Below are 25,657 nucleotides of genomic sequence, written 5' to 3'. Positions count from 1 at the left end.
GCGTTTAATTGATCTGGATTAGATTCGACTCCCGCTGGTATTGGTGCAACAGGCGGACAAATTCGGCCGGATCCCGGTCCAGACTGTTGTCCGGCACCAGCAAATCGTAACCGAGCAGGTCACGCAAGCGGGTCATGCGATTGGCCAGCATGGCGATCACCCCCTCGTAGCGCTGACCAGACGGGGAGCGAAAGTGGCTCTCTTCCAGCAATCCCTCCCCCTGAAAGGCATCACCGCAGCCGCCGCTGGCACAATCTTGTCGTTCACTGCGCAGGGCTTGCAACAGCACGGCCCGCTGTTCGGTCAGCAGGCGCACTGCCAATCTGGGTGTGATCAATGTCAAAAAATCGTCGTAATCTTTTATCTTCAAACCTATGTAGGGCAGGGCGACCAGATCCCAGCCCAGATGAATGCGTGGTTGGTCAATACGTTGAATATTTCTCCATTTCAGGATCCAACCGCCGTATTTATGGTGATATTGCAAACAATCGTGACAGAGCGAGAGGCTGAAATGGGGTTCAACCAGCTTCAATGAGCCGATAAATATCATCATCAGACCCGCCAACAGGCCGGAGACGAAGGGGATTAGTGGTTGTTCACGGAATAAAAAAAGTATAAAAATCATAGTAATGGTTACTATGATGCCCAACAATATCAAGGTGAGTCCGTTTTTCCTGACCATGGGTTTCACATGTAGCGTTTTCATATGAAGTCAGCCCCTGTGCGCATGCTTATTTCCAGATTATGGGCTGGATCCGATTTTGTACCAGCACCGGGCGTCCCGAGAGGGCGTCTTGTTGCAGGGTTTCCCTGTGATCACACATCATGAATCACCATATTAGATGAATACGCTAGACGAACGGTTATTGAACGGGATGGATGTGCTGCATACCCCGATCTGGGTTTATGACATCCGCCACCATCATATCTACTGGGCCAACCGCACCGCATTGGGGGTGTGGGAAGCCAGCTCGCTTGCCGAACTGCAATCGCGTGACTTCTCGGCCGACATGGCCGATGCCATCGACTTGTTGCTGCAACGCTATCTCGGTGATTTTCAGCAGGGGCGCAGCTACAGCGAGTGGTGGACTCTCTCGCCCAAGGGGGTCAAGAAGCAGATCTACCTGCGGCTGTCCGGCATTCAGCTGGCTGGCCGCCTGATGATGATGACGGAGGCGGTGATCGACGCCGATACCCTCTATCAGGAGTCCTCCCTCGCTACCGGCGACACCCTGGCCTGCCTGTTTGACAATCAGGGGCGGCTGGAGAGTGGCAACCACCATTTCGACATGTGTTTCGGTGGCCAGGTCAGCCAGCTCTCCCAGGTGTTTTCCGGCAACGACGAAGCCTTCTACCAGAAGCTCTCCCGACTCGATGAAGTGGTGGCCGAGGGGGAGTGCCGGACGCTCAAGGGGATGCGCTGGTTCCAGTACCAGTTTCGTCATATCCAGCAGGGGGCGCAGATCCTGCTCACCATGCGCGACATCACGGACCGCAAGCTGGAAGAGCTGGAACACCGCCATCTGGCCTGGCACGACTCGCTGACCGGGTTGCTCAACCGTTACGGCCTGATGAAATCCCTCGAGGCATATTGCGGTCTGGGTGGGCGTTTCGCGCTGGTGTTCATGGATCTGGACAACTTCAAGCTGGTCAACGACAACTATGGCCACAAGGCCGGGGATCGGCTGCTGGAGCGGGTGGCCGGTCGGCTCAAGCAGGTTTGTCCGCGAGATGTGGAGCTGGCGCGCCTCGGCGGGGACGAGTTCACCGCCCTGGTGCCGCTGACACACTCCAGCGATCGGGCGCAGGAAGTGGCCGATCTCATGCTCTCCCAGATGACCAAGCCGCTGCAGCTGAGCGGGGTGCCCGAGGTGACCATAGGTGGCAGCATAGGCATCGCCATCTACCCGGACGATGCGGATGACGGCGACAACCTGATCACCCGCGCCGACATGGCCATGTATCAGGCCAAGCAGATGGGGCGCCTGCGCTGGCAGCGTTTCACCCCCAGCATGCAGCAGACCCTGCACCGCAAGCTGACCCTGAAGCAGTTTCTGGCCAAGGCCATAGGTCGGCAGGAGCTGAGCCTCTGCTACCAGCCCCAGGTGGATGTGGCAAAGGGCAAGTTGCTCGGTTACGAGGCCCTGCTGCGCTGGCACAACCCTGTGCTCGGCCATGTCTCGCCGGTGGAGTTCATTCCGCTGGCCGAGGAGATGGGGCTGATCCGGGAGATCGGCAGCTGGGTGCTCTCGACGGCCTTGGCCCAGATGGCCCATTGGCAGCAGCAGTGGCGGGTGCGGGTGCCGGTTTCGGTCAATCTGTCCGGGTTTCAGCTCTCCTCCTCCTTGCCGGAGCTGGTGGCCCAGCAGCTCAAGGCGTATGGCGTGGATGCCAGCCTGCTGACTCTGGAGCTGACCGAGACAGTCCTTATGCTGGACATGAAGGGCTGCATCGAGATCCTCGATGCCCTGAGCGAGCAGGGGATCAAGATCGCCATCGACGATTTTGGTACCGGCTATTCGTCGCTGGCCTACCTGAACCGACTGCCGATCGACACCATCAAGCTGGATCGCTCGTTCGTGGTGGGGCTGAACCTGCCGGTGATCCGCGCCACCGTCGCCATGGCGACCAGCCTGGGGCTTGGCATCATGGCCGAAGGGGTGGAGGATGAGCATGAGCTCGCCGCGCTGCGTGCCCAGGGTTGTCACGTGTTCCAGGGCTTTTTGTTCAGCAAGCCGATGACAGTGGAGCAGGTGGAGGCCAGTGCCTTTCTGGTGTGCTGCAAGGCGGGCGACTATCCGCTGGCGGGATAGGGCCAAGGAAGTGCCTCTGTCATCGTCAGCTGCGAGGGGCCTTGGGCCCCTCCGTTTTTTTGGGTAGAGTGTGGGCTTCTTCCTGGAGGCATCATGAACCCGACCATAGACCTTATTCTCGCCCATAGATCCATTCGTCAATTTACCCCGGAGCCCATCACGGCGAGCCAGCTCGACCAGATCCTGAGTGCGGCCCAGTCTGCCTCCAGCTCCAGTTTCCTGCAGGCGAACAGCATCATACGGGTGACCGACATGGCCCTGCGCGCCCGGCTCGCCGAGTTGGCGGGGCATCAGGCCTATGTGGCCGAGGCCGCCGAGTTTCTGATGTTCTGCGCCGATTATCATCGCCACGGCCAAATCGTGCCGGATGCCCAGACAGGTTTTGTCGAGCAGTTGCTGATCGGGGCCATCGATGGCGCCCTGATGGCCCAGAATGCCCTGCTGGCCGCCCAATCGCTGGGATTGGGTGGCGTCTACATCGGCGGCATTCGCAACAATCCGGTCGCCGTGAGCGAGGCGCTGGGGCTGCCCCATCAGGCGATCCCCCTGTTTGGGCTCTGTCTGGGCCATCCGGCGCAGGCTCCCGAGCAGAAACCCCGCTTGCCCCGGGCGCTGGTGGTGCATGAAAACCACTACCAGGCCGAGCTGGACCGCCCCTTGCTGGCGCAATACGATCAGCAGATAGAGGCTTACTATCAGGCTCGCAGCAGCAATAACAAGCAGCAGACCTGGAGCAGCCAGCTCCGGGGCATCCTCGGCAAGGAGGCGCGCCCCTTCATGCAGGAATTCCTGCAATCGAAAGGGTTCAACCTCAAGTAATGGGCCCGATGGGCGATACTATGAGGTAATGGCAGTGTTGCCATCGCTGCGTGATCCTGATCTCCGCAGCCGATTTGTGGCTCCAAAGCACAATAAATCGTGGGTAAGCGCGGCGGTGCGGACTACCTTAAGTGGGTAAGCTGTTGTAGGATCACGCAATTGGATTGGGACAGGAGTTTGAACATCCTATGATTTTAACCTTGGTATTGCTGTCTATTGGCGCACTCCTGTTTCTGGTGATCGCCTATAACGTGATGCAGCAATATAAGCAGAAGGCAGAGGCCGACAAGCGCCATGCCATCGCTCGTCATAAGGCAGTGGCGGATGAAACCGAAGAGGTGCTGCTGAATGTCAACTTGGTGCCCTTCTCCAAGAACATAGTGCTGTTGCTGCAACACCGTATTCTGGATGCGTACCGGGCGATCGCCCTGGTGATGCCCAATGGCCAGATCAAGCAGCGCATCGCAGACGTGCAGACCCAGATCAAGAATGTGCAGGAGAATTACAGCAGCCAGGATGAGGGGCACTTCAAGACGCCCGAATCCGACCGCCAGGCCATTCAGATGCTGCAACTGGTCAAGAAGATGCGGGCCGTGCTGCGGGTCGAGCACAACAAGGGCAAGATAGATCCCCACGGTTTTGCTCAGGAGGAGCGTCGCCTCGAGCTGATGCAGCTCAAGATCAACATCTCCAATCTGGTCAAGCGGGCCATGGATGCCCAGATCCAGGGGCAATACGGAACCTGTCGTCAGCTCTATACCAAGGGGCTCTCCGCATTGGCCGGGGTGTCTGACAAGGATCCCTACCTGATGGCCCGTGAAGAAGACATGCGCCAGGGGCTGGCCGGACTGGATGCCCATCTGCAGCAGCACAGCGAGAAGGAGCTGCAGAACATCAAGGATAAAGAGGCGGACGAGCTGGACGTCCTGTTCCAACCCAAGAAGAAATGGTGATCATGTCCCACCCACTCGATACCACACTGGGGCCCATGGCCCCATTTGTTTGCCAGCTGCTGGCTGAACTGGCGCAACGGGCCGTCCATGTCGATGCCATCGACGTTGACCACCTCTGTTACCGTGCGGCCACGCTGGTCGAATATCAGGCCCTGAAACAGACCCTGGTGGCGCACGGTGCCCTGCTGGTGGAAGGCATGATAGGGGGGCGTCCTATTGCCACCTACCAGCTGCATCATCCCGTGTGCTGTGGCGACGTCAGCGTGCCCTGCATCGAACTGGCGGCGCCCAAACCGGGTCGCAGCCATCAGGCGGGGCTGGAGCACATAGAGCTGGTGGTGCCGTCACTGCCGGCGCTGGTGGCCGCGCATCCCGATGTGCCGTTCAAGACTGGCAACATGGATGATCTCCGCAACCCTGACGTGGGCTTGATGCTGACATCGGGCCAGATCAAGTTTCACCTGCGCTCTTTGGCCGAGGTGATCGAGGAAGAGCTGCACACTGGCGCCGTGGTGCCTGTGCCCGCCGATTATTACGACAACCTCTGATTGATGCGAGCGCGGGCACGGGTGCCCCTTGATGATGATGCTGTGTAGGCGTGGGGGCCGCTACCCGTGACTACGATGGCGTAAGGAGAGGGGGGGGGTGTTACGCCCCTTCAAGTGACCGAGCCAGAGGCTCAAGCCCGCGGTGATCACCAGCACCAGCTCGATGCCGAGCACCAATCCCCCCAAGCCACCCCGCTCCCAGAAGGGATGCAGGTAGAGGCCTCCCAGGCTGGCACCCAGATAATACCCCACCAGATAGAGTGATGAGGCGAGCGCCCGGTTGTGTTCCACGTGCTGGCCGACCCAGGCACTGGCACAGGCGTGGGCGAGAAAGAACCCGAAGCTCGAGATGAGCAGCCCCGTCAATATGGCCGCCAGCGAGCCGTGCAACAGCAGCGCACTGCCCAGCGCCATCAGCGAGATCCCCGCCAGCAGCAGGCGCTGTGCCCCCCAGCGGTGGGCGCAGCGACCACTCAGGGAGGAGGCGACCGTACCCGACAGATAGGTCAGGAACAGCATGCCGAGCCACTGGGTGGGCAGGGAGAAAGGGGCCTTGGCCAGCAGGAAGGTGAGGTAGCTGTACTGGTTCAAAAACACCATGAAGTTGAGCCCGCCGATGAGATAGGCACCGACCAGCAGCGGGTTGCCGAGGTGGCTGCTGATGGCCTGCCGGAACTGGCCCGGCTCGGCGATGACGGGCACGAAACGGGTCTGGGCCGGCAATAACCAGATGACGAGGGGCAGCAGGGTCAGGCTTATCAGGCCTATGCCGAGAAAGGTGTGCTGCCAGTCGCCAAACCAGCCGGCCAGCAGACCACCGACCACCCGGCCGGCGATCCCGCCGAGCGAGTTGGCGGCGATGTAGACGCCGACTGCGGAGAGCAGGGCGCGCTTGCTGAACTCTTCTCCCATGTAGGCGATGGCGGTGGCGGGCAGCCCGGCCAGCAACACCCCTTGCAGTATCCTCAGCAGCAACAGCGATTCAAACTGGTTCACCAGGCTGATGAGCAGGGAGAGCAGTATGGCGCCGGCCAGGCTCCACAGCATGATCCGTCGCCGACCGAACCTGTCCGCGAGGCGGGCGCAGAGCAGCAGCGAGGCGGCCAGACCTGCGGTGCAGCCAGCCAGTGTCCAGCCCGCCGCCAGCGAGCTGACAGAGAAGACATCTGCCAGCAATGGCAGCAGGGGATGAGTCTGGTAGAGGTTGAGAAACACCAGGAAGGAACCCAGGCTCAGGGCCAGGGTGGCGCGTATCCATTCGCGGCTGCCTACTTCGATCATATGCGGTTGTCCTGACGGCTTTTGTGCAGAGTAGTGCGCCGCAGAGCATAAATATAATATATTTAAGTTATCCAACTAATAAGATTAATTGATATGGATTTGAAACAGCTCACCTATTTGCTGGCGGTGCGGGATGCCGGTTCCTTCACTAAAGCGGCCAATGGCCTCCATATTGCCCAGCCCGCCATCAGCATGGCCATCGCCAAGCTGGAACAACAGCTCGAGTTGCGGCTGTTTGACCGGCAGGATCGCACAGTGCGGCTCACCCCGGAGGGGGAGGTACTCTGCCGTCATGCCGAGCGACTGTTGTTGCAGATGCACCAGGCGGAAGCCGAGATGGCCGAACTGAAAGGGCTGGAGCGTGGTGAGGTGCGTATCGGCATTCCCTACATGATGGGCTCTTACTACTTTCCGCCGATCCTGATGGCCTTCAAGCATCGCTATCCCGGCCTCAAGATCCGGGTGGAGGAGGCGGGCTCGCGTGAGCTGCTGAGCCGCATGGTGGATGGCACCCTGGATCTCGCCATCCTGATCACCAGCGATCTGCCGCCTGCATTGGAAGGGGCCCAACTGCTGCGTGAAGAGATGTTGATGGTGGTGGGAGAGGAGCACCCGCTGCGGCAGGCCCAGGCCGTCTCCCTGACCCAGTTTTTCGGCCAGGAGCTGGCCATGTTCCGGCGCGGTTTCTACCACCGCGAGCACATGGAAGCATTGGCGCAGGGGCTGGGCTGTGAGCCCAATATCGCCTTCGAGAGCAATCTCATCCCGCTGCTCAAGGCGGTGGTAAAGCAGGGATTTGCGGTGACCACCTTCCTGCGGATGGTGCTGGACGAGGAGACTGCCTTGACCGGCGTGCCGTTTGCTCCGCCTATTTTCCTCGATCTCTGCGTGGCGTGGCGGCGGGGGGATCCGCTCTCCATGGCGAACCGCGCCTTGCGGGATTTTTTGCTGGCGCAGGCCCGGCCATAAATGGCCAAGAAGGAAAGGCTATCAGGCAAAAGTTTGTTAGTATTAGTTCAAGTCGCCTTTAGAGCCTAACACCATGAAACTCCAACAGTTGCGTTATATCGTTGAGGTTGCCAACCACAGATTGAATGTGTCGGCAACGGCAGAGAGCCTCTACACCTCTCAGCCAGGGATCAGCAAGCAGGTGCGCATGCTGGAAGATGAGCTGGGGATCCAGATTTTCGAGCGCAGTGGCAAGCATCTGACCCAGATCACCCCGGCAGGGCGGGATGTGATCAAGATAGCCAACGAGATCCTGGGCAAGGTGGAGAGCATCAAGGCGGTGGCGAGCCAGCATACTCATCCCGAGCAGGGCACGCTGCATATCGCGACCACCCATACCCAGGCCCGCTATGCGTTGCCCGATGTGATCAAGGGGTTCATCAAGCGCTTTCCCAAGGTCTCCCTGCACATGCATCAGGGTACCCCGACCCAGATCAGCGAAGCCGTGGTCAAGGGCCAGGCCGACTTTGCCATTGCTACCGAGGCGCTGCACCTGTACGAAGATCTCATCATGCTGCCTTGCTACCACTGGAATCGCAGCGTGATCGTGCCCAAGGGCCACCCGCTGACCCAGGTTGGCAAGCTCTCCATTGCCGATATTGCCCGCTTCCCGCTGGTGACCTATGTGTTCGGCTTCACCGGCCGCTCCGAGTTGGATACCGCCTTCAACCGGGCCGGGTTCGAACCCAACATCGTCTTCACCGCCACCGATGCCGATGTGATCAAGACCTATGTGCGATTGGGGGTGGGGATCGGCGTGATGGCGACCATGGCGCTGGATCCCCAGGTCGATACCGATCTGGTGGCGCTCGATGCCAGCCACCTGTTCGCCCATAGCACCACCAAGATAGGGTTTCGCAAGGGCTCCTTCCTGCGCACCTACATGTATGACTTCATGACCCGTTTCGCCCCGCACCTGACCCGGGATGTGGTGGAGCGCGCCATTGCGCTGCGCTCAAGTGACGATGTGGATGCCATGTTCGCCGATATCGAGCTGCCCATCCGCTAGCGCGGCCAGTCTGAGTGTCTGCCAACAAAAACGCCTCCCGATGGGAGGCGTTTTTCATGCCGGCGTGTGGCGAGCCGGGATCACTTCTTGAACAGGTGATCCAGCTTGCTCGCCTTGGTCGAGAGATAAAACTCGTTGTGGGGATTGCGCCCTTCCTGCAGCGGAACCCGCTCCGCCACCGGAATGCCAAAGCTCTCCATCGCCTTCATCTTGCGCGGGTTGTTGGTCATCAGGCGCAAACTGGTGACGTGCAACGCCTTGAGCATGTCGGCGCAGATGGTGTAGTCGCGCATGTCGGCGGCAAAGCCCAGCGCCACATTGGCCTCAACAGTATCGGCGCCCTGATCCTGCAGGTGGTAGGCCCGGATCTTGTTGAGCAGGCCTATGCCGCGCCCTTCCTGGCGCACGTACAGCAAGACGCCACGACCGGCCTTGGCGATGTTTTCCATGGCGGCCTGCAATTGGAAACCGCAGTCGCAGCGCAGGCTGAACAGGGCGTCTCCGGTCAGGCACTCAGAGTGAATGCGGCCCAGCACAGGCTCATCACCCGTGACATCGCCCATCACCAGCGCAGCATGATCCTTGCCGGTACCGGTTTCCTGAAAGCCTACCAGCGTGAAGGTGCCCCAGGGGGTCGGCAACTTGGATTTGGCCACGAGGGTAACGCTGCTCATAGGTTGCTCCTTACTACAGCTGCTTAAAAAGGGCGGCCAGTTTAGCGCGCCTTGTCCAGAACAACCATAAGAACAAAACCTTGCACTGTTTAATGACTTGAGTCGCTGTACGCAAACCACGCGATCGCGACGGCTTCTGCGCAAATGTGCGCCTTGACGACTGCCAGGCTCGGCACATTTGGGTATAATCGGCGCCCATTACCCCATCCCTTCCGGGATGTGTGCAACAAGTGTGCAGGAGAGAAGTTATGCCTCAGATGGCCCCCGTGATGACAATCGATGGCCCGAGTGGTGCCGGTAAAGGCACTCTGTGCCAGTTGCTGGCTGAGAAACTGGGTTGGCACCTGCTCGATTCCGGCGCCATCTACCGGGTGTTGGCCCTGGCTGCCTTGCATCACGATGTAGAGCTCGATTCTGAAGCCGCATTGGTCCCACTGGCTGCCAACCTGGATGTGCAATTCCAGGTGGACAGCGAGCAGGTCAAGGTGGTGCTGGAAGGGGAGGATGTCTCCCGTACCATACGTACCGAAGAGGTGGGCAATGCCGCGAGCAAAATCGCCGCCTTCCCGCGGGTACGCGAAGCCCTGCTGCGCCGCCAGCGTGCATTTCGTCAGGCACCGGGTCTGATCGCCGATGGACGTGACATGGGAACCGTGGTTTTCCAGGAGGCCGAGGTGAAGATTTTCCTCGACGCCAGTGCGGAAGAACGCGCCCAGCGCCGCTATAAGCAGTTGCAAGATAAGGGCTTTGATGTTAACTTTGAGCGTCTTTTAACCGAGATTCGGGAACGTGACGATCGCGACAGAAATCGCGCCGTAGCGCCCCTTAAACCGGCAGAAGATGCTCTCGTGGTGGATTCTACCGCCATGACCATAGATGAAGTGCTGGCAACGGTACTCGCCTATGCAGAGCAACAACTTGGTGATGCCAGCGCAAGCTGACATCCGGTCGTCTGCACCAAGGATGGCGCAGATTATTTAAAACAGCCCCGCTTGTGCCGGATTGCAAGTGGATGTTTCATTTGTGACATAAACAATGATCGAATCTTTTGCTCAACTCTTTGAAGAGTCCCTGAACTCCGTTGAAACCCGTCAAGGTTCCATCGTCAAGGGTACTGTCGTTGCTATCGAGAACGGTTTCGTACTGGTTGACGCCGGTCTGAAATCTGAGTCCGCCATCCCGGCTGAAGAATTCAAGAACGCCCTGGGCGAGCTGGAAATCAGTGTGGGTGACACTGTTGACGTAGCTCTGGACTCTATCGAAGATGGTTTCGGCGAAACCAAGCTGTCCCGTGAAAAAGCCAAGCGCCACGAAGCCTGGCTGCAGCTTGAAAAAGCTTACGAAGAGCAAGCTACCGTTATCGGTATCATCAACGGCAAGGTCAAGGGTGGTTTCACCGTTGAGCTGAATGGCATCCGTGCCTTCCTGCCGGGTTCTCTGGTTGACGTGCGTCCGATCCGTGACACCGCTCACCTGGAAAACAAAGAACTCGAGTTCAAAGTCATCAAGCTGGACCAGAAGCGCAACAACGTTGTTGTTTCCCGTCGTGCCGTGATCGAGACCGAGAACACCTCCGAGCGCGAGAGCCTGCTGGCTAACCTGCAAGAAGGTCAAGAAGTTAAGGGTATCGTCAAGAACCTGACCGACTACGGTGCATTCGTAGATCTGGGCGGTGTTGACGGCCTGCTGCACATCACCGACATGGCGTGGAAGCGCGTTAAGCATCCTTCCGAAATCGTCAACGTTGGCGACGAGATCGCAGTCAAGGTTCTGAAGTTCGACCGCGAGCGTACCCGTGTATCCCTGGGTCTGAAGCAGCTGGGCGAAGATCCCTGGGTTGCTATCGCCAAGCGTTACCCGGAGACCACCCGTCTGTCTGGCCGCGTGACCAACCTGACCGACTACGGCTGCTTCGTTGAAATCGAAGAAGGCGTTGAAGGCCTGGTACACGTATCCGAGATGGATTGGACCAACAAGAACATCCACCCGTCCAAAGTTGTTAACGTTGGCGACGTGGTTGACGTGATGGTTCTGGATATCGACGAAGAACGTCGTCGTATCTCCCTGGGTCTGAAGCAGTGCAAATCCAACCCGTGGCAGCTGTTTGCCGAAACTCACGCCAAGGGCGACCGTGTTTCCGGTAAAATCAAGTCTATCACTGACTTTGGTATCTTCATCGGTCTGGACGGCGGCATCGACGGCCTGGTTCACCTGTCTGACATCTCCTGGAACAACCAGGGCGAAGAAGCAGTTCGTGAATTCAAGAAAGGCGACGAGATCGAAGCCGTTGTTCTGCAAGTGGACCCGGAGCGTGAGCGCATCTCCCTGGGTGTCAAGCAGATCGAAGAAGACCCGTTCAATAAGTACCTGTCTGATAACAAGAAAGGTGCTATTGTGAAGGGTAAGGTTACCGAGGTTGATGCCAAGGGTGCCGTGATCGAACTGGCTGACGGCGTAGAAGGCTACCTGCGTGCCTCCGATGCTGCTCGTGACCGTGTTGAAGACGCGACTCTGGTACTGTCTGTTGGTGATGAAGTTGAAGCCAAGTTCATGGGCGTTGATCGTAAGAACCGCACCGTAAGCCTGTCTGTCCGTGCTAAGGACGAGGCTGACGAGCGTGTTGCTATCGATAGCCTGAACCAACAAGAAGAAGTTGTGTTCAGCAATGCTATGGCTGAAGCGTTCAAAGCTGCCAAGGGTGAATAATCCTTGATGCAAGAAAAGGGCGGCTTCACGCCGCCCTTTTTTATATTGGCGTAATGAATATTGCATGTGATCGGGGAAGGAGATTTAATGTTATGACCAAATCAGATCTCATCGAACAATTGGCTGCGAGCCGCATGCATATGCCGGCCAAGGATGTCGAAGCTGCCATCAAGGAGATCCTTGAGCAGATGGCATCGACTTTGCAAAACGGCGATCGGATTGAAATCCGTGGATTTGGAAGTTTTTCACTGCACTATCGTGCCCCCCGTGTGGGTCGTAATCCCAAGACCGGGGACAAGGTTGAACTGACCGGGAAATATGTCCCTCACTTCAAGCCTGGCAAAGAGTTGCGCGAGCGCGTGAACATTATTGAATAATGCAGAAAACGGCATACTTGGGTATGCCTTTTTTGTTTTTATGGCCGCTATTGTGCCAATCGTCCGGTTTCTCCAAGTCTTTTCCCATTCGCTCTAGAGTCTGCCCGTGATTTTAAGGATAATCAGCCTTTCATTAGATACTGACAGGGAGCTCCTATGAAGCGTATCTTGGCCCTCATTCCGCTGGTGCTGGTGTTTATTCTGACTCTGGCCATCGGTTCGCAAAATGGTCAGCTGGTGCAGTTCAACTATCTGATTGCCCAAGGGGAGTTCTCGCTCTCCATGCTGCTGGGTTTCTTCTTTGGCGGTGGTTTCCTGCTCGGCTGGCTGGTATTCGGCCTGCTGTTTTTGCGCCTCAAGATGCAAAACCGCACCCTCAACCGCACCATGCGTCGTCAATCCCGCGAGTTGGAGCTGGCTCGGTCGGCAGTCAAGGAATAATGTCCCTCGATGCTTGAACTGCTTTTCCTGCTGTTGCCGATTGCCGCTGGTTATGGCTGGTACATGGGGCGCAGGAGTGTTCGCCAGGACACCCAGAAACAGAGTAACCAATTTTCCCGCCAGTACGTGGCGGGCCTCAACTATTTGCTGTCTGACGAGTCGGACAAGGCGGTTGATCTCTTCATCCAGCTGCTGGAAGTGGACAGCGAAACCATCGAAACCCACCTCTCCCTTGGCAACCTGTTTCGCCAGCGCGGCGAAGTCGACCGTGCCATCAAGATCCACCAGAACCTGGTGACCCGTGAGTTGACCCGTGAACAGCGCCAGCTCGCGCTGCAGGAGCTGGCGCGCGACTTTCTGGCCGCAGGCTTGCTGGACAGGGCCGAGGCGCTCTGGAACGAGCTGTGCGAAGACGGTGACTATGAGGAGACGGCGCTGGCCCAGTTGCTGATCATCCATCAGCAGTTGCGTGACTGGGACAAGGCCATCGAGGTCGCGGTGCGGTTGCAAAAATATCAGGGCAAGAAGCTGGCCGATCCCATCTCCCATTTCTATTGCGAGCAGGCAGACAGTGCCTTGCGCGACGGCGACAAGCCAGCTGGGCTTGCCAAGCTCAAGCGGGCGCTGGGGGTTAACCCTGCCTGTGCCCGCGCCAGCCTGCGGCTGGCCGAACTGGCGATGGAGGCGGGGGAGTATGAGCAGGCCGGCAAGGATCTGCTGCGGGTGTTCGAGCAGGACATCGATTTTGCCTCCGAAGCCATCCCCTGGCTCATCGAATGCTACCAGCGCCAGGGCCGCTCTCTCGAACTCATTCCCTTGCTGGAGCAGGCGGTGGAGGATCACGCCGGCGTCAGCGTGACCCTGGCCTTGGCCAAACTGGTGGAGGAGCGTGATGGCCTGAGTCAGGCCCGCGCGCTGGTGCTGCGCCAGCTGCGCCGTCACCCCTCCATGAAGGGCTTCTACCAGTTGGTGGGCTTCCAGCTTGCCAGCGCGGAGGAGGGGCCCGCCAAGGAGAGCCTGGAGTTGCTGCAGCAACTGGTTGGCGAACAGATCAAGATCAAATCCACCCACAAGTGTCGGCAGTGTGGTTTTGCCACCCACTCGCTGTTCTGGCAGTGCCCATCCTGCCGTCAGTGGGGATCCATCAAGCCGATCCGCGGCCTGGACGGCGAGTAAGAGCCGGATCAATTGAAAGTGAGATACCGGGGCTGCAAGTGCCGCCGCGGTGTCATCAGGTTGAACCTGGGCCTGGATGGTGAAGCCGCGCCCAGATGGTGAACAACAATCAATAGGAAGTGAGATGCTAGATCCCAAAGTACTGGTAGCGCTGGATTATCAGCACGAGGCCGATGCCTTCGCGTTCATTGAACGTATCTCTCCGGCCCAGTGCCGCCTCAAGGTGGGCAAGGAGATGTTTACCCTGTTTGGCCCTCAGTTTGTGCGTCAGCTGGTCGCCAAGGGATTCGATGTGTTTCTGGATCTGAAGTTTCACGACATTCCCAATACCGTGGCCAAGGCCGTGGCCGCCAGTGCCGAGCTGGGTGTCTGGATGGTCAACGTCCATGCCAGCGGTGGTGAACGCATGATGCGTGCCGCCAGAGAGGCCTTGCTGCCCTATGGCGACAAGGCGCCGCTGCTGATCGGGGTGACAGTGCTGACCAGCATGGAGCAATCCGACATGGCGCCCCTTGGCCTGGATGTGAGCCCGGCTGAGCAGGTGATCCGGCTGGCGACATTGACCAGGGCCGCAGGGCTGGATGGGGTGGTCTGCTCCGCCAATGAGGCGAGTGAGCTCAAGGCCCTGCTCGGCGCCGACTTCAAGCTGGTGACCCCGGGCATTCGCCCCACCGGGTCTGCGGCCGGGGATCAACGCCGGGTGATGACGCCGCTGGCTGCGATGCAAGCCGGCGCCGACTATCTGGTCATAGGTCGTCCCATCACCCAGGCAGAGGATCCCGCCGCCATGTTGGCAGGCATCAATGCGGAGCTGGCCGGGCGTTAAGGTTTGAAGGCCGGGTGAGCCCCGGCCTGTCTTTTGGTCAAGGCAACCAGGCGCTGGGCGCCATCACTCCTTGATGGCCTGGTTGCCGAGACTGACCGGCAACAGGCCAAGCAGCAGGCCCGCCACCGAGCCAATCAGATGTGATTCGATGTGAACCCGGGCGCCAATCAGTACAGAAACCGGGCTCTCGCCCGCGCTGTAGAAGTCCACTCCAAGCTTGATGGCCACCCCCAGCAGCATCAGCCAGCCCGAATAGCGGCGATAGCGGATGTCCTGCAAGGCTCCCCATACGAACAGGCCGTGCAAGGCGCCCGACAGCCCCATGTACCACTGGGTCTGCGGGCATAACCACCAGATGCCGAGACCGACGGCACCCCCCAGCAACAGCAGCAATACCGGCAGGCGGCAACCCGTCAGGTATTCACGAAACAGGCTGTAGAGCACGCACAGGCCGCTCAGGTTGAGCAGCAGGTGCCATAAATTGGTGTGGGCCAGATTGCCTGTTATGATGCGCCACCCTTCGCCTTGGGCGATCAGGGGGCGATCGAAGGAGAGCAAATGATTCGGTACTGTGAAGAAAAGCAACAAGCTGGCGAGTGAAAGCGTGATGACCCAGAGCAATCCTGATTTTTCTGACAACATGAAACAGCCCAACGACAAGAACAGCCGATACTGTACACGTTGCACCAGAGCCCTCAAAGCCTGTCTGTGTGATTATATTCGGCAGGTGCCGCATCTCGCTCCCCTCCATATTTTGCAGCATCCGAGCGAAGCGGGGCACCCCAAGGGCACAGCCGCTCTGCTCGCCGCCTCTCTCACCCAGGCCAGCATTCATGTGGGGGAGGATTTTGCCGAGGCGCATTGGCTCAATGCCTTGCTGGCGGATCCCGAGGTGCACTGCTATCTGCTCTGGCCTGACGAGCATGCGCTGGCGCTGGATCAGGTACGCGATCAACGGCATCAGGCAGGGGATCGCCGTCAGGTCTGCTTTTTGCTGCTCGATGGCACCTGGCGCAAGGCGTATCGCATCTTGCACAGCAATCCGGCGCTGCTAAGGTTGCCCAGGATCAAGCTCGGCGCCATACCGGGCCAGTACTCCATTCGCAAGAAGCCGTTTCCCGAGGCGTTGTCGACCCTGGAAGCGGGTTATCATCTGTTATCCCAGTGGGAGGGCGAGCCCGCGCGCTTCGCCCCGCTGATGAACCTCTTTACCCATTTAAACCGGCAGTGGCATGACTTTGCACAAGGTCGCCGTACTTGAACTGCCTGAAGGAGTGATAAACGTGAAAAAAGCCGTCGTAGTATTCAGTGGTGGGCAGGACAGCACCACCTGTCTGGTGCAGGCTCAGGCCCAGTATGACGAGGTGCACGCCATTACCTTTGACTATGGCCAGCGCCATCGGGAGGAGATAGAGACGGCTCGCCGACTGGCCGGCGCGCTTGGGATTGCGGCCCACAAGGTGATGGACGTGACCCTGCTCAATGAACTGGCGGTCTCGGCCCTGACCCGTGACGACATTCCGGTCAGCTGCGAGCTGCAGGACAATGGTCTGCCCAATACCTTCGTGCCGGGCCGCAACATACTGTTTCTGACCCTGGCCTCCATCTATGCCTACCAGGTGGGCGCCGAATCGGTGATCACCGGGGTGTGCGAGACCGATTTCTCCGGCTACCCGGATTGTCGCGACGAGTTCGTCAAGGCGCTCAATCAGGCGGTCTCCCTGGGGCTGGGTCGCGGCATCCGCTTCGATACCCCGCTGATGTGGCTCGACAAGGCCGAGACCTGGGCGCTGGCGGATCACTATGGTCACCTGGAGACGGTGCGCCAGCAGACGCTGACCTGCTACAACGGCATCGCCGGCGATGGTTGTGGCACCTGTCCTGCCTGCGAACTGCGTAGCCGGGGGCTGAATCTGTATCTGGCCGACAAGGCGGGCATCATGGCCCGGCTGTACGGGAAAACCGGGCTGGGCGAGAAAAGCGGACTGTGAGCCTGCGTCTTGCCTTCGCTTGGGGTATAATCCGCGACTTTTGCAACAAGCCGTGACCGAGATGTACTACCCAATCAACGAGATTTTCCAGACCATCCAGGGGGAGGGCATCTTCACCGGCCTGCCCGCCATCTTCGTTCGCCTGCAAGGCTGCCCCGTGGGCTGCCCCTGGTGCGATACCCGCCATACCTGGATTGTCGATCCCGCTCGTGAAGTGGGGGTTCAGGCGGTGCTCGACTGTTCCAATGAATCCGATGGTTGGAGCAAGATGAACACTGAGCAGATCCTGGCCAGTTTCCAGCAGCTCGGTTATCAGGCTCGTCATGTGGTGATCACCGGGGGAGAGCCTTGTCTGTATGACTTGCAGGCGCTCTCTTGTGCCTTGCTGGCAGCCGGCTATCAGGTGCAGATTGAAACCAGCGGTACCAGCGAGATCCAGACCCATGCCAATACCTGGGTCACTGTGTCGCCCAAGATTGGCATGAAGGGGGGCCTGCCCGTGCTGGTCTCGGCCCTCGAGCGTGCCAACGAGATCAAGCATCCGGTGGCGACCGAGCGCCATATCGAGGAGTTGGATGCCCTGCTGGCGACCGCCACCTTGCGACCTGACGTGGTGATTGCGCTGCAACCCATCAGCCAGAAGCCCAGAGCCACCCAGCTGGCGATGGCTACCTGCATCGCCCGTAATTGGCGGCTCTCCATCCAGACCCATAAATATCTGGACATCGATTAATATGGAGTGGCTCTCTGACGAGCGGGTGTTGCTGACCCTGGCCCACAAGATGCCTTACGGCAAATATCAGGGGCGGTGCATCATAGATATTCCAGAGCCCTATCTGGTGTGGATGGCGCGCACCGGTTTTCCCGCTGGCGCGTTGGGCCAGACCCTGGCCCTTGCCTATGAGATCAAGCTCAACGGGCTCGAATCCATGATTGTTCCCATTATTAACAGGATGTCGGTATGAGAATATATACGAGGCAGGGTGATAAAGGCATGACCCGACTGGCCGATGGTGTGCAATTGGCCAAGGACGATATGCGGGTGGAAACCTATGGCTATATCGATGAATTAAATTCTCATATAGGTCTACTCATTGCCGAGGTTCCTGCTGCTGAAACCGGCTTATTAGCCGACTTGTTATTATTGCAACAAGAGTTGTTCGATTTGGGCGGTGAACTGGCATTTTCCAGCGCTGGTCAGCAGGAGGCCATCTGGCAGGTGAATAATGAGTGGACCTTGCGCCTGGAGCGGCAAATTGATGGCTATAGCGCCAATTTGCCCGTGCTGCGCAATTTCATTTTGCCCAGTGGTTCCCGGGCGGTGGCGCAAGCCCATGTGGTGCGCACCCTGACCCGTCGCTGTGAGCGCCTGCTGCTGAGCCTGAGCCGTGCGGAGCAGATCAATCCGGCCATACTGCCTTATATGAACCGGCTGAGTGACTGGTTCTTCACCATAGCCCGCTACCTGCTGGCCTGTACCGCGACGCCGGAAGTGCTCTGGGTCAAGGCGGCAGAACGGAGTTGATGAGCTGATATCAGGCAATAAAAAACCTCGCAGTGCGAGGTTTTTTATTGGAGGTCGTTTGCCTGATCAGATGGCAAATTCTTCGACGGATTTACCGTCGGCAACGGCCTTGGCAATCACGGATGGCATGCGACCCTGACCGGTCCAGGTTTTTTCAATGCCGTTATCCAGATAGCGATATTTGGCCGGGCGAGGGGCGCGCTTGCCTTTGGCAGCTTTGGCCGGTTCAGTGGCAACCGTGCCCACCAGTTCGGCCGGATCAATGCCGGCGGCTTTCAGCATTTCGGCATATTCGTTAATCTTGCGCTGATGCTCTTCACGGGCCTGACGATCGGCGGATTCATCTTGCTGACGTTCGGCAACAATAGCAGAGAGTTTTTCCAGTCCCTCTTCCAATTGCTCCAGGGTCAGCTCACGGCAAGCTGCGCGCAAGCTACGGATATTCAGCAGTACTTTCAAAAATTCGTTCATAGTGTCCACCACGCGAGCAAAGGAGTGAATTAAATAAAAAAGAGTAATTTTGGGTAATTTATACGGCAGCTTGCTATTAAGTCAAGATAAGCGAATTAATAAATTCAGAGTGCAAATTAAGTGAACTATTTTGAATTCAGGCTGGATTCAGCAATATTGGCCGTCATCATACTCGACTGAGTTCTGGATAGATGAAAATAGCGACAAAACCAATATATTTGCACCATTTGACTACCACTTTGCCATTTTAAAACGCCCCATGTGGGGATTTAATCAAAAAACTTGCTATAACGTGCCGGCACGATAAAATGTGCCTCGAATACCTTTAAGTAGAGGCGCGCTGCCTATGACTACTTGTGCGGAGGGTGATGCCTGTGATGCATGAGGAAAGGAGTCAGCGCCGAAGTGGCCAGGCCATCATACCGGGCTGCTGGTTCTGCATCGAACAGGTGCAGGACTGCCATAGTCATCCACTATGGAGCGCTACCTGAAGGGGCTGAGGAGTATAACCTCCCCATGGGTTTTGTTTCTTTATCCTCTCGGTAGATCTCCACCTGCTGTCTTTAGGTGCAAAGAGATCATGGACATCGTTCATTACGCCGACTCCGGTTGGTCTGTCATTCCCCCTTTACTGGCCGTCGCTCTGGCGATAATCACCCGCCGCGTCCTGGTGTCGCTGGGGGTAGGTATTGTTGCCGGCAGCCTGCTGCTCAATCAGTTTTCCCCGCTCGATTCCCTGCATTACATGTTGAATACAGTGCTCAAGATCTTCTGGGTCGAGGGTGCACTCAACCGTGACAACGTCAACATGCTGCTGTTCATGCTGCTGCTGGGCGGCCTCATCAGCCTGATGAGCGTCTCCGGTGCGACCCGTGCCTTCGCCGAGTGGGCAGAGCGTCGTGCCAAGACCCGCAAGGGGGCCAAGGCGCTCACCGGCATGATGGTGTTTGCCTTCTTCATCGATGATTTCTTCCACAGCCTGTCGGTGGGGGCCATCTGCCGTCCGGTCACCGATCGCTTCCAGATCTCCCGTGCCAAGCTGGCCTATCTGCTGGACTCCACCGCGGCGCCCGTCTGCGTGTTGATGCCCATCTCCTCCTGGGGGGCCTACATCATCGCCCTGGTAGGTGGCATCATGGCGGCGCACGGTCTGACCGATCAGAGCCCCATCTCCGCCTTCGTCGAGATGATCCCGATGAACCTCTACGCAGTGTTCACCCTGATCATGGTGCTGGTGGTGATCGCATTCCAGCTCGACATAGGCTCCATGCGTCAGCATGAGCAATGGGCGCTGGAAGGCAAGCTGTGGGACGAGTCCAAGGGTCGCCCCATAGGTCTGGACATGGAGAGCCCGGAAGAGAGCAATGGCGGCATGATCGACATGGTGTTGCCGATCCTGACCCTGACCGCCGCCACCGTCTACTTCATGATCCACTCCGGTGCCGCCGTGCTGAGCGAGAAGGGGCTGCCGTTCAGCGTACTCGGCTCGTTCGAGAATACCAACGTCGGTTCTTCCCTGGTCTATGGCGCCCTGTGCAGCCTGGTGGTCTCCATCGGTCTGGCCATGCGCCTCAAGCTCGGCGCCAAGAACTGGATGAAGGCCGCCCCGCAAGGGATCATGGCCATGCTGCCTGCCATCAATATCTTGCTGTTTGCCTGGACCATAGGCGCCGTGGTGCGCGACGTGGAGACCGGCAAGTACCTGGCCTCCATGGCCAACGGCAACCTGCCGATCGAAGTGTTGCCGGCGGTGGTGTTCATCCTCTCTTGCGCCATGGCGTTTGCCACTGGCACCAGCTGGGGCACCTTCGGCATCATGCTGCCGCTGGCCGGTGACATGGCCGCCGCCAGCGACATCAGCCTGATGCTGCCCATGCTGGCCGCCGTGCTGGCAGGCTCGGTATTTGGCGACCACAGCTCGCCCATCTCGAGCACCAGTATACTGTCGGCCACGGGCGCAGGGTGCCATCACATCGATCACGTGATGACCCAGTTGCCCTATGCGCTGGCCATCGCCTTTGGTGCCGCGCTCGGTTACCTGGTCATGGGGTTGATGCATTCCGTGCTGGCGGGCTTTACGGTCAGCGGGCTCTGGTTTGTGATCTTCTCCGGTTACCATCTGCGCAAGGCTCGGCTCCATCGAGAGCTGGCTATCGCATAAATAGAACAAGGGGCCCACGGGCCCCTTGGTTTTGGCAGGGGCTTTGGTTAGCATGCGCCCCATAAATTCAGTTTCGGAACAACACCATGGCTTCACTGCACTACAAATTTGCCACCATGAATTCAGGCAAATCCACCCAGCTCATCCAGGCCCACTTCAATTATCTGGAGCGGGGCATGCAGCCCCTGGCCATGACTCCGGCTATCGATGACCGCTTCGGCGCGGGGGTGATCAGTGCCCGGGTGGGATTGGAGCTGAAGGTGGATGTGTTCAGTGACGGCTGCGATCTGTTCGAGATGGTGAAGGCGCGCCATGCCGAGAAGCGCATCGATGTGTTCATCGTCGACGAAGCCCAGTTTCTGACCCGCGAGCAGGTCTACCAGCTGGCGCGCATCGTCGATGAGCAGGATATTCCCGTGATGGCCTACGGTCTCAAGACCGACTTTCGCGGTGAACTGTTCCCCGGCTCCTACCATCTGCTCTGTCTTGCCGACAAGTTCGAGGAGCTGAAAAGCATCTGCTGGTGCGGCAACAAGGCGCACATGAACTCCCGGGTCAATGAAGCAGGCCAGGTGATGCGAGACGGCGAGCAGGTGGAGATAGGTGGCAACGATCGCTATGTGTCGCTGTGCCGCAAGCACTATCTGGAAGGACGGGCCTACAAGTGATCCGGCCGGGATAAGAGAGAAGGGCGCCAATCTGGCGCCCTTCTTGTTCGCGACTCAGTCGATCTCGATATCCACCGGCGCAATGATGGGATCGGCCACCGGCAGGCGATGGAACAGCTGGCGAAAATGTTGCTGAACCCGGCCTATGTCCACCAGCGACATGCCGGAGGCGAAGCCGAACCAGACGTAGAGCCCGGTGAGATCGCGAAACATGGGGGGCAGATAGCGGGGGGCATCGATCAGCCCTTCCAGATAGTGCTGATAGAGCACGGGGATGTCGTCCAGGGTCACCTTGCCGACGAACAGCATGGGCAGGATCTCGGGGACCCCTTCCAGCACGGCGCTGCGGATGAAGTTGACCGTCTCCACGTAGCCGCGCACGTAGGAGAGATCCTTGGTAAAGCAGGCGCCGCCGCCCACCATGCCGCCACGAAACACCCGCTGGGTGATCTTGTAGGCGTCGTGCTCGCTGGTGCCCTGTGCCACAAAATGCTGGAACACCTCGACAAAATTGGCGCCTCGCTCCGCCATGTCGATGGCCATCACCCGATCCGAGATGCGCTTGGCCCGATCCGGAAAGGAGCTGAAGGTGAGCGTCTCGATCAGGACCGCCAGCCCCTCCTGACAGGCGGTGATGCGCGGCGAGCCGGCGCTGAGCCAGGTGGCGTAGGGCTGCTGGCGGCCGTTGAGGGTGGTGCCCACGTGCACCCAGCCTTCGTGTACCTCCAGCACTTGCAGATCCAGCTCGGAGAAGCGGGCGTGGGAGTTGAGCTTGATGTAATCGCCGCCAGCGGCGGCGTCTGAGACGATGCCATCGCTCAGTTTGACCTGTACAGTGCCGTCGCTGAAATAGCTCGACAGCTTGCCTTGCAGCTTGGCGACTGCCGCTTCCCCTTCAAACTCCTTGGGGTAGGGGCGCACCAGATGACGGGCACCGGGCAGGGAGAAGATGTCGCACAAGCGGGCTCCCAGCTCCTTGAGGGTCTTGCGATCCCCGCGCAGGTGATCGCTGGCCGAGCCGTACAGCAGCTGGCTGTAGCGCAAGAAATCAGGCTGCCCGCGTTGGCGCAGCATCTCGATCACCACCATGTACTGATCGACCGTCTCTTGCAGGATCCGGCCCAGATCGTCCTGAGGGCCCAGCCGGCGCCGGATCCTGTCCCGCAACTCCTTGAGTTCAAGATACTTGTTGCGGGGATCGAAGCCGAGGGGCAGGGCATCGTAGAAGTGCTGATCGATGGCGGGCAGCGTTTGTCCCCCGTTGGCCAGAAAATCGGCCTGGAGGTGACGGGGCCACTTGATGGCATCCAGAATGCGAATGGGCTTTTGCAGGGCCAGCAGTTCATCCGACAGGGATTTCAGATGCAGGCGGTACTTTTCTTGGATGGTCATCAGGCCTTCTGTGGGGTGAAGGTGGGGCGAGAATGGCTGAGTATATGCATAGTGTTTGCCAAAAAGAAGCTGGCTCCCTGCTTATCCGGCCACTGCACTTTTGGTTGCCGGAAAATTGGTTTAGACTGCGCCCCTTGATCCTTATCGTGTCGTGGAAATGATGAATATCCCCAGCTCTGAAATGATAATGCGTTGGTTGCAGCAGGCTCGTATCGAGCACTATGTCTGCGATCAGTGTCATGGCATCCACATTGTCTCCCTGCAGTCCGTCGACGGCATCCAGGAGAGCCGGATCTTTGTCGAAGAGGAAGGGCTGCTGTTTTCATCCGAGCTGGAAGTGCGTCCCTCCTCGCTGCTGCCGCTGATGGCCGAACTGGGTCGCCTCAACATGCAGTACCCGTCGCTCAAGGTGTTCCTCGACATTATCGATGACAACCTGCCGCGCCTCATCGTGGGCCACACAGTGTTCACCAAGGCGGGTCTCTCAGTGGAACAGTTCCTGCTGTTCGTCGAAAGCACCACGGCCGCGACCCATGAAGTGGTGTCCGAATGCGAGCGCCTTGGCTTCCTGAACCTGCCCGAGATCCTGGTCGCGCCGGAATGCGTGCACTGATTTGTGCGTTAAATGTGCGAACGATTCGTCAGGCAAAAAAAGCCGTTGACGCCGGCGGGGCTTTCCCCTAAATTACGCCCCGTTCCAGCGCAACAGCGCCGTGAACACAGTGTTGGCTGAACACGTTAAACAACAGACCAAAATTTGGTGATGTGCCCAAGTGGCTGCCAGCCGATGATATCGGCAAGCAAGCACGAGCCCATGACTAGAACAAATTGGTGAGGTGTCCGAGTGGCTGAAGGAGCACGCCTGGAAAGTGTGTATACGGCAACGTATCGAGGGTTCGAATCCCTCCCTCACCGCCAAATAAAACAAAAAGGGCCTGTCTTTCGACAGGCCCTTTTTGTTTCTCCAGTGCTTGCTGGTGCAACCCCTATCCAGGCTCGGCAAGCGGACAGGCTCCGCCATGCCGGGTAGCCAAGAGTGCCCCTTGGGCGAGATCCCGCTGACGGTGAGCGCATCCTGGCCGAATGCCACCAAAACTGACCTAATTCACCCGGCTCGGAGCGGCTGGCCAGCGTGAGCCAGCCGCAGCCATCACAGGATCACCCACACCCGGCGCAGTCCGGCTGCGCCGGGTGTTTTTAGATGCCGCCATGCCTCATCTCTCCCGAGTTGAGATGGGGGAGCCTGTGCTAGGCCGTGACTCGCCGGGCGTGGCCTGCATATGAGGGCATATCGGCGTCTGCCAGCGACTGTGCATTGGCGCAGGGCTGGGCAAGCGTGACGAACACCCGGGAGGTGAGGCGGGTCAGCAGTTCATAGGGGATAGTCCCTATCTTCTCCGCCACCTGTTCCACCGGCAGACCCTCTCCCCACAGGATCACCTCATCCCCGCACTGGTCGCTGGCGTGTGGCCCGAGATCGACCGTGATCATGTCCATGGAGACCCGGCCGACGATGGGCACCCGGCGACCATTGACCAGCATGGGCGTCCCCTCGGGAGCCATGCGCGGGTAGCCGTCGCCATAGCCGACCGCGACCACCCCCAGGGTGGTGTCGCGCTGGGCCACCCAATGGGCGCCATATCCTACCGATTCTCCCCGCTTGCACTCTCTGATGGCGATGAGCTGGCTCTTGAGGGTCATGACGGGGCGCAGCCCATGATCGGTGGCCAGCTGACCCCCGAAGGGGGAGGCGCCATAGAGCATGATGCCAGGTCTTATCCAGTCGCTGCGTGAACCCGGCCAGGCCAGGATCCCCGCCGAGTTGGCCATGGCCCGCTCTCCCGGCAGGTGGGCGGTGAGCAGGTTGAATGCCTCGATCTGCTGCTGGGTGGCTTGGTTCTCCTGCTCGTCGGACTGGCCGAAATGGGTCATCAGATGGAAGGGTTGTACCACGCTCCTGCAATGGCTCAGTCGTTCGATGAAGGCGGGCAGATCCTGCGCCCTCACCCCCAGCCGGTTCATCCCGGTATCGAGCTTGAGCCAGACCTTGATGGGGGCCGGCAATTCAGCCTGCTCGAGCAGTGCCAGCTGATCCCAGGTGTGCAGTGTGGTCTGTAGATTGTGCTCCGCCAGCAGCGGCAGCGCCTCGGCCGAGAAGAAGCCGCCCAGCACCAGAATGGGTTTGGTGATGGCATTGGCACGCAGTACCAGCGCCTCTTCGAGTCGCGCCACCGCATAGGCATCCGCCTGGACCAGGGTGTTGGCGACCTGCAGCAGGCCATGACCATAGGCGTTGGCCTTGAGGACCGCGATGATCTTGCTGTGGGGGGCGTGACGCCGCACGACGGCAAAATTGTGATGGAGCGCATCGACATCGATGCTGGCCGTAACTGTGTTCATCATGGGATCGGGTGTCTGCTCGATGAGGGTCTGGGTTGGCTGTTCGTCTCAATCTTGACCCGCTGGCTTGGGCGCCCTGTGTCGGGTCGCCGGAGCACGCAGCGGATGTTTATTTATATGCTTCAAAATGTACGATTATGTTATCAGTTGTTTTTTGTTTGGTAAATTACGTGGCGAATGGGAGCGCATGAATGACCTGAATACGGGATATTCCTCTGTATAAATGTGCTTCCCAACGCTTTGTCTTGCTCCCTATCACGCGATATTTATCACTGGTTATGACCCGCCAAAAGGCAGGGGTTAATGTGGGTTTTTCAGTGAGTTGGCGGCAGGAGCCGGCTCGGGTTGATGGGGTTTGACACGGATTGGGGGCCGAGACCGGCCGGATGAAGGTGTGGGGGAGGGGAAAAGCAGGGCT

At 58.8% G+C, this 25,657-nt stretch carries 27 protein-coding genes, 1 tRNA gene and 1 riboswitch; of the genes, 21 read left to right on the top strand and 7 right to left on the bottom strand.

The genetic code is table 11. The features are described from left to right. Positions 1-4 precede the first annotated feature (4 nt). The gene (locus IU367_RS12990) at positions 5-706 is read right to left on the bottom strand and encodes a DUF2982 domain-containing protein (protein WP_043555338.1); all 702 of its coding nucleotides are present in this window, start codon (positions 704-706) and stop codon (positions 5-7) included. A gap of 169 nt (positions 707-875) precedes the next feature. Between IU367_RS12990 and IU367_RS12985 the strand changes: the two genes are divergently transcribed. The 4 genes from IU367_RS12985 (at position 876) to IU367_RS12970 (ending at position 5,133) form a co-directional block, all read left to right on the top strand. Next, the gene (locus IU367_RS12985; protein WP_043136650.1) at positions 876-2,813 is read left to right on the top strand and encodes a putative bifunctional diguanylate cyclase/phosphodiesterase; all 1,938 of its coding nucleotides are present in this window, start codon (positions 876-878) and stop codon (positions 2,811-2,813) included. A gap of 93 nt (positions 2,814-2,906) precedes the next feature. Beyond that, positions 2,907-3,632, top strand: a complete 726-nt coding sequence (gene nfsA / locus IU367_RS12980) for an oxygen-insensitive NADPH nitroreductase (RefSeq protein ID WP_274452112.1) — start codon at positions 2,907-2,909, stop codon at positions 3,630-3,632. 188 nt (positions 3,633-3,820) lie between these two features. Further along, a complete protein-coding gene (locus IU367_RS12975; protein WP_043136644.1) occupies positions 3,821-4,585 on the top strand; it encodes a hypothetical protein in 765 nt (254 codons plus the stop codon). Continuing rightward, a complete protein-coding gene (locus tag IU367_RS12970; protein WP_274452111.1) occupies positions 4,579-5,133 on the top strand; it encodes a VOC family protein in 555 nt (184 codons plus the stop codon). The genes IU367_RS12975 and IU367_RS12970 overlap by 7 nt, the downstream gene beginning before the upstream one ends. Before the next feature lie 60 nt (positions 5,134-5,193). On the opposite strand, the gene IU367_RS12965 is transcribed toward IU367_RS12970, so the two are convergent. Further along, a complete protein-coding gene (locus tag IU367_RS12965) occupies positions 5,194-6,414 on the bottom strand; it encodes an MFS transporter (RefSeq protein WP_274452110.1) in 1,221 nt (406 codons plus the stop codon). Positions 6,415-6,507: 93 nt separating this feature from the next. Between IU367_RS12965 and IU367_RS12960 the strand changes: the two genes are divergently transcribed. Next, positions 6,508-7,383: a LysR family transcriptional regulator gene (locus IU367_RS12960; RefSeq protein WP_098984333.1), complete on the top strand. Its 876-nt coding sequence runs from the start codon at positions 6,508-6,510 to the stop codon at positions 7,381-7,383. Between the two features lie 73 nt (positions 7,384-7,456). Then, positions 7,457-8,431: an HTH-type transcriptional regulator CysB gene (cysB, locus tag IU367_RS12955; RefSeq protein ID WP_043136635.1), complete on the top strand. Its 975-nt coding sequence runs from the start codon at positions 7,457-7,459 to the stop codon at positions 8,429-8,431. Between the two features lie 80 nt (positions 8,432-8,511). On the opposite strand, the gene ribA is transcribed toward cysB, so the two are convergent. Continuing rightward, positions 8,512-9,105, bottom strand: a complete 594-nt coding sequence (gene ribA / locus IU367_RS12950; protein ID WP_043555348.1) for a GTP cyclohydrolase II — start codon at positions 9,103-9,105, stop codon at positions 8,512-8,514. Positions 9,106-9,353: 248 nt separating this feature from the next. Here ribA and cmk point away from each other — a divergent pair, with 248 nt between their 5' ends. From cmk to pyrF, 6 genes are all read left to right on the top strand, one after another. After that, a complete protein-coding gene (cmk, locus tag IU367_RS12945; RefSeq protein ID WP_042871343.1) occupies positions 9,354-10,046 on the top strand; it encodes a (d)CMP kinase in 693 nt (230 codons plus the stop codon). A 94-nt stretch (positions 10,047-10,140) separates the two neighbouring features. Further along, positions 10,141-11,811 carry a 30S ribosomal protein S1 gene (gene rpsA, locus IU367_RS12940; protein ID WP_042034339.1) on the top strand — a complete coding sequence of 557 codons (1,671 nt, stop codon included), beginning with the start codon at positions 10,141-10,143 and terminating at the stop codon, positions 11,809-11,811. Between the two features lie 92 nt (positions 11,812-11,903). Then, positions 11,904-12,188 (top strand): integration host factor subunit beta, encoded by a 285-nt coding sequence (gene ihfB / locus IU367_RS12935; protein WP_005299934.1) that lies wholly within the window; start codon positions 11,904-11,906, stop codon positions 12,186-12,188. 156 nt (positions 12,189-12,344) lie between these two features. Further along, positions 12,345-12,629: a LapA family protein gene (locus IU367_RS12930; protein WP_042034338.1), complete on the top strand. Its 285-nt coding sequence runs from the start codon at positions 12,345-12,347 to the stop codon at positions 12,627-12,629. Between the two features lie 9 nt (positions 12,630-12,638). Continuing rightward, the gene (gene lapB, locus IU367_RS12925) at positions 12,639-13,805 is read left to right on the top strand and encodes a lipopolysaccharide assembly protein LapB (protein WP_274452109.1); all 1,167 of its coding nucleotides are present in this window, start codon (positions 12,639-12,641) and stop codon (positions 13,803-13,805) included. A gap of 124 nt (positions 13,806-13,929) precedes the next feature. After that, positions 13,930-14,631, top strand: a complete 702-nt coding sequence (gene pyrF, locus IU367_RS12920) for an orotidine-5'-phosphate decarboxylase (RefSeq protein ID WP_274452108.1) — start codon at positions 13,930-13,932, stop codon at positions 14,629-14,631. Between the two features lie 63 nt (positions 14,632-14,694). Here pyrF and rrtA read toward each other — a convergent pair whose 3' ends face one another. After that, positions 14,695-15,273 carry a rhombosortase gene (gene rrtA, locus IU367_RS12915; RefSeq protein ID WP_274452107.1) on the bottom strand — a complete coding sequence of 193 codons (579 nt, stop codon included), beginning with the start codon at positions 15,271-15,273 and terminating at the stop codon, positions 14,695-14,697. On the opposite strand from rrtA, the gene IU367_RS12910 reads away from it, so the two are divergent. The 5 genes from IU367_RS12910 (at position 15,203) to IU367_RS12890 (ending at position 18,147) form a co-directional block, all read left to right on the top strand. Continuing rightward, positions 15,203-15,892 (top strand): tRNA-uridine aminocarboxypropyltransferase, encoded by a 690-nt coding sequence (locus tag IU367_RS12910; RefSeq protein ID WP_274452106.1) that lies wholly within the window; start codon positions 15,203-15,205, stop codon positions 15,890-15,892. The two genes, rrtA and IU367_RS12910, sit on opposite strands and share 71 nt — an antisense overlap. Before the next feature lie 22 nt (positions 15,893-15,914). Then, positions 15,915-16,622: a 7-cyano-7-deazaguanine synthase QueC gene (queC, locus tag IU367_RS12905; protein ID WP_274452105.1), complete on the top strand. Its 708-nt coding sequence runs from the start codon at positions 15,915-15,917 to the stop codon at positions 16,620-16,622. 61 nt (positions 16,623-16,683) lie between these two features. Further along, positions 16,684-17,355, top strand: a complete 672-nt coding sequence (gene queE, locus IU367_RS12900) for a 7-carboxy-7-deazaguanine synthase QueE (protein ID WP_241278150.1) — start codon at positions 16,684-16,686, stop codon at positions 17,353-17,355. Position 17,356: 1 nt separating this feature from the next. Next, entirely contained in the window at positions 17,357-17,587 is a 231-nt protein-coding gene (locus IU367_RS12895; protein WP_274452104.1) for a DUF3820 family protein, read from the top strand. Continuing rightward, positions 17,584-18,147, top strand: a complete 564-nt coding sequence (locus IU367_RS12890) for a cob(I)yrinic acid a,c-diamide adenosyltransferase (RefSeq protein WP_274452103.1) — start codon at positions 17,584-17,586, stop codon at positions 18,145-18,147. Before IU367_RS12895 ends, IU367_RS12890 begins: the two co-directional genes overlap by 4 nt. A gap of 66 nt (positions 18,148-18,213) precedes the next feature. On the opposite strand, the gene IU367_RS12885 is transcribed toward IU367_RS12890, so the two are convergent. Next, entirely contained in the window at positions 18,214-18,618 is a 405-nt protein-coding gene (locus IU367_RS12885; RefSeq protein WP_042871358.1) for an H-NS family histone-like protein, read from the bottom strand. Positions 18,619-18,940: 322 nt separating this feature from the next. Next, positions 18,941-19,112, top strand: a riboswitch (Lysine riboswitch). A gap of 86 nt (positions 19,113-19,198) precedes the next feature. On the opposite strand from IU367_RS12885, the gene IU367_RS12880 reads away from it, so the two are divergent. Continuing rightward, complete coding sequence (locus IU367_RS12880; RefSeq protein WP_274452102.1) at positions 19,199-20,779, top strand: Na+/H+ antiporter NhaC family protein; 1,581 nt, start codon at positions 19,199-19,201, stop codon at positions 20,777-20,779. 86 nt (positions 20,780-20,865) lie between these two features. Then, positions 20,866-21,447 (top strand): thymidine kinase, encoded by a 582-nt coding sequence (locus IU367_RS12875; protein ID WP_043136617.1) that lies wholly within the window; start codon positions 20,866-20,868, stop codon positions 21,445-21,447. Positions 21,448-21,501: 54 nt separating this feature from the next. Here the strand turns inward: IU367_RS12875 and IU367_RS12870 are convergent, their stop codons facing one another. Beyond that, the gene (locus IU367_RS12870; protein WP_274452101.1) at positions 21,502-22,839 is read right to left on the bottom strand and encodes a flavohemoglobin expression-modulating QEGLA motif protein; all 1,338 of its coding nucleotides are present in this window, start codon (positions 22,837-22,839) and stop codon (positions 21,502-21,504) included. A 157-nt stretch (positions 22,840-22,996) separates the two neighbouring features. On the opposite strand from IU367_RS12870, the gene IU367_RS12865 reads away from it, so the two are divergent. After that, on the top strand, positions 22,997-23,452 hold the full coding sequence (locus tag IU367_RS12865) for a type III secretion system chaperone family protein (protein ID WP_084214039.1): 456 nt from the start codon (positions 22,997-22,999) through the stop codon (positions 23,450-23,452). Positions 23,453-23,669: 217 nt separating this feature from the next. Next, a tRNA-Ser gene (locus tag IU367_RS12860) sits at positions 23,670-23,757 on the top strand. Positions 23,758-24,087: 330 nt separating this feature from the next. Here the strand turns inward: IU367_RS12860 and alr are convergent. After that, a complete protein-coding gene (gene alr / locus IU367_RS12855) occupies positions 24,088-25,242 on the bottom strand; it encodes an alanine racemase (RefSeq protein WP_274452100.1) in 1,155 nt (384 codons plus the stop codon). Positions 25,243-25,657: the final 415 nt, after the last annotated feature.

Origin of the sequence: Aeromonas bestiarum (genome assembly GCF_028751155.1) — a bacterium.
Taxonomy (GTDB): Bacteria; Pseudomonadota; Gammaproteobacteria; order Enterobacterales; family Aeromonadaceae; genus Aeromonas; species Aeromonas bestiarum.
Note: the sequence above shows the minus strand (reverse complement) of the source record. Positions and strands in the feature narration are given on the sequence as shown.